Source organism: Streptomyces bungoensis (assembly GCF_001514215.1).
Lineage (GTDB): Bacteria > Actinomycetota > Actinomycetes > Streptomycetales > Streptomycetaceae > Streptomyces > Streptomyces bungoensis.
In genome coordinates this window covers 2,712-5,788 of record NZ_KQ948892.1, presented here as the reverse complement: position 1 = coordinate 5,788, position 3,077 = coordinate 2,712, and the positions used below count along the sequence as shown (strand labels likewise).

The 3,077-nt window shown below is 57.9% G+C and carries 1 rRNA gene and 1 other annotated feature (1 of these 2 only partly in view); the gene reads left to right on the top strand.

Annotated elements, in window-relative coordinates:
- Positions 1–2 precede the first annotated feature (2 nt).
- Positions 3–1,528: ribosomal RNA gene (locus AQJ66_RS36440) — 16S ribosomal RNA — on the top strand.
- A gap of 279 nt (positions 1,529–1,807) precedes the next feature.
- Positions 1,808–3,077, top strand: a sequence feature (mutual gap in cmsearch alignment for this rRNA model is longer than 100); it runs 2,689 nt beyond the window's last position.

The window sequence follows — 3,077 nt, the reverse complement described above, 5'->3', positions numbered from 1 at the left end:
CATTCACGGAGAGTTTGATCCTGGCTCAGGACGAACGCTGGCGGCGTGCTTAACACATGCAAGTCGAACGATGAACCACTTCGGTGGGGATTAGTGGCGAACGGGTGAGTAACACGTGGGCAATCTGCCCTTCACTCTGGGACAAGCCCTGGAAACGGGGTCTAATACCGGATATCACTCCCGCAGGCATCTGTGGGGGTCGAAAGCTCCGGCGGTGAAGGATGAGCCCGCGGCCTATCAGCTTGTTGGTGAGGTAATGGCTCACCAAGGCGACGACGGGTAGCCGGCCTGAGAGGGCGACCGGCCACACTGGGACTGAGACACGGCCCAGACTCCTACGGGAGGCAGCAGTGGGGAATATTGCACAATGGGCGAAAGCCTGATGCAGCGACGCCGCGTGAGGGATGACGGCCTTCGGGTTGTAAACCTCTTTCAGCAGGGAAGAAGCGAAAGTGACGGTACCTGCAGAAGAAGCGCCGGCTAACTACGTGCCAGCAGCCGCGGTAATACGTAGGGCGCAAGCGTTGTCCGGAATTATTGGGCGTAAAGAGCTCGTAGGCGGCTTGTCACGTCGGGTGTGAAAGCCCGGGGCTTAACCCCGGGTCTGCATTCGATACGGGCTAGCTAGAGTGTGGTAGGGGAGATCGGAATTCCTGGTGTAGCGGTGAAATGCGCAGATATCAGGAGGAACACCGGTGGCGAAGGCGGATCTCTGGGCCATTACTGACGCTGAGGAGCGAAAGCGTGGGGAGCGAACAGGATTAGATACCCTGGTAGTCCACGCCGTAAACGGTGGGAACTAGGTGTTGGCGACATTCCACGTCGTCGGTGCCGCAGCTAACGCATTAAGTTCCCCGCCTGGGGAGTACGGCCGCAAGGCTAAAACTCAAAGGAATTGACGGGGGCCCGCACAAGCAGCGGAGCATGTGGCTTAATTCGACGCAACGCGAAGAACCTTACCAAGGCTTGACATACACCGGAAACGTCTGGAGACAGGCGCCCCCTTGTGGTCGGTGTACAGGTGGTGCATGGCTGTCGTCAGCTCGTGTCGTGAGATGTTGGGTTAAGTCCCGCAACGAGCGCAACCCTTGTCCTGTGTTGCCAGCATGCCCTTCGGGGTGATGGGGACTCACAGGAGACCGCCGGGGTCAACTCGGAGGAAGGTGGGGACGACGTCAAGTCATCATGCCCCTTATGTCTTGGGCTGCACACGTGCTACAATGGCCGGTACAATGAGCTGCGATACCGTGAGGTGGAGCGAATCTCAAAAAGCCGGTCTCAGTTCGGATTGGGGTCTGCAACTCGACCCCATGAAGTCGGAGTTGCTAGTAATCGCAGATCAGCATTGCTGCGGTGAATACGTTCCCGGGCCTTGTACACACCGCCCGTCACGTCACGAAAGTTGGTAACACCCGAAGCCGGTGGCCCAACCCCTTGTGGGAGGGAGCTGTCGAAGGTGGGACTAGCGATTGGGACGAAGTCGTAACAAGGTAGCCGTACCGGAAGGTGCGGCTGGATCACCTCCTTTCTAAGGAGCACATAGCCGACTGCAAGCAAATGTCTTGCACGGTTGCTCATGGGTGGAACGTTGATTATTCGGCCGGGACATCGGGTCGGAGGCTGCCAGTACTGCTCGCAAGAGTGTGGAACGCATGATCTTCGGACGGGTTCGGGTCGGGCACGCTGTTGGGTGTCTGAGGGAATGAACTTCCTCAGTCGCCGGCCCCAGTGAACTCGAGCCTGTTGGTTCGGGGTGATGGGTGGCTGGTCGTTGTTTGAGAACTGCACAGTGGACGCGAGCATCTGTGGCCAAGTTTTTAAGGGCGCACGGTGGATGCCTTGGCACCAGGAACCGATGAAGGACGTGGGAGGCCACGATAGTCCCCGGGGAGTCGTCAACCAGGCTTTGATCCGGGGGTTTCCGAATGGGGAAACCCGGCAGTCGTCATGGGCTGTCACCCACTGCTGAACACATAGGCAGTGTGGAGGGAACGCGGGGAAGTGAAACATCTCAGTACCCGCAGGAAGAGAAAACAACCGTGATTCCGGGAGTAGTGGCGAGCGAAACCGGATGAGGCCAAACCGTATGCGTGTGAGACCCGGCAGGGGTTGCGTATACGGGGTTGTGGGATCTCTCTTCTGTCGTCTGCCGGCGGCAGGACGAGTCAGAAACCGTTGATGTAGGCGAAGGACATGCGAAAGGTCCGGCGTAGAGGGTAAGACCCCCGTAGTCGAAACGTCAGCGGCTCGTTTGAGAGACACCCAAGTAGCACGGGGCCCGAGAAATCCCGTGTGAATCTGGCGGGACCACCCGCTAAGCCTAAATATTCCCTGGTGACCGATAGCGGATAGTACCGTGAGGGAATGGTGAAAAGTACCGCGGGAGCGGAGTGAAATAGTACCTGAAACCGTGTGCCTACAAGCCGTGGGAGCGTCGGGTAGGAACTTGTTCCTACCTCGTGACTGCGTGCCTTTTGAAGAATGAGCCTGCGAGTTTGCGGTGTGTTGCGAGGTTAACCCGGGTGGGGAAGCCGTAGCGAAAGCGAGTCCGAATAGGGCGACTCAGTAGCACGCTCAAGACCCGAAGCGGAGTGATCTAGCCATGGGCAGGTTGAAGCGGAGGTAAGACTTCGTGGAGGACCGAACCCACCAGGGTTGAAAACCTGGGGGATGACCTGTGGTTAGGGGTGAAAGGCCAATCAAACTCCGTGATAGCTGGTTCTCCCCGAAATGCATTTAGGTGCAGCGTCGTGTGTTTCTTGCCGGAGGTAGAGCACTGGATAGGCGATGGGCCCTACCGGGTTACTGACCTTAGCCAAACTCCGAATGCCGGTAAGTGAGAGCGCGGCAGTGAGACTGTGGGGGATAAGCTCCATGGTCGAGAGGGAAACAGCCCAGAGCATCGACTAAGGCCCCTAAGCGTACGCTAAGTGGGAAAGGATGTGGAGTCGCAGAGACAACCAGGAGGTTGGCTTAGAAGCAGCCACCCTTGAAAGAGTGCGTAATAGCTCACTGGTCTAGTGATTCCGCGCCGACAATGTAGCGGGGCTCAAGCGTACCGCCGAAGTCGTGTCATT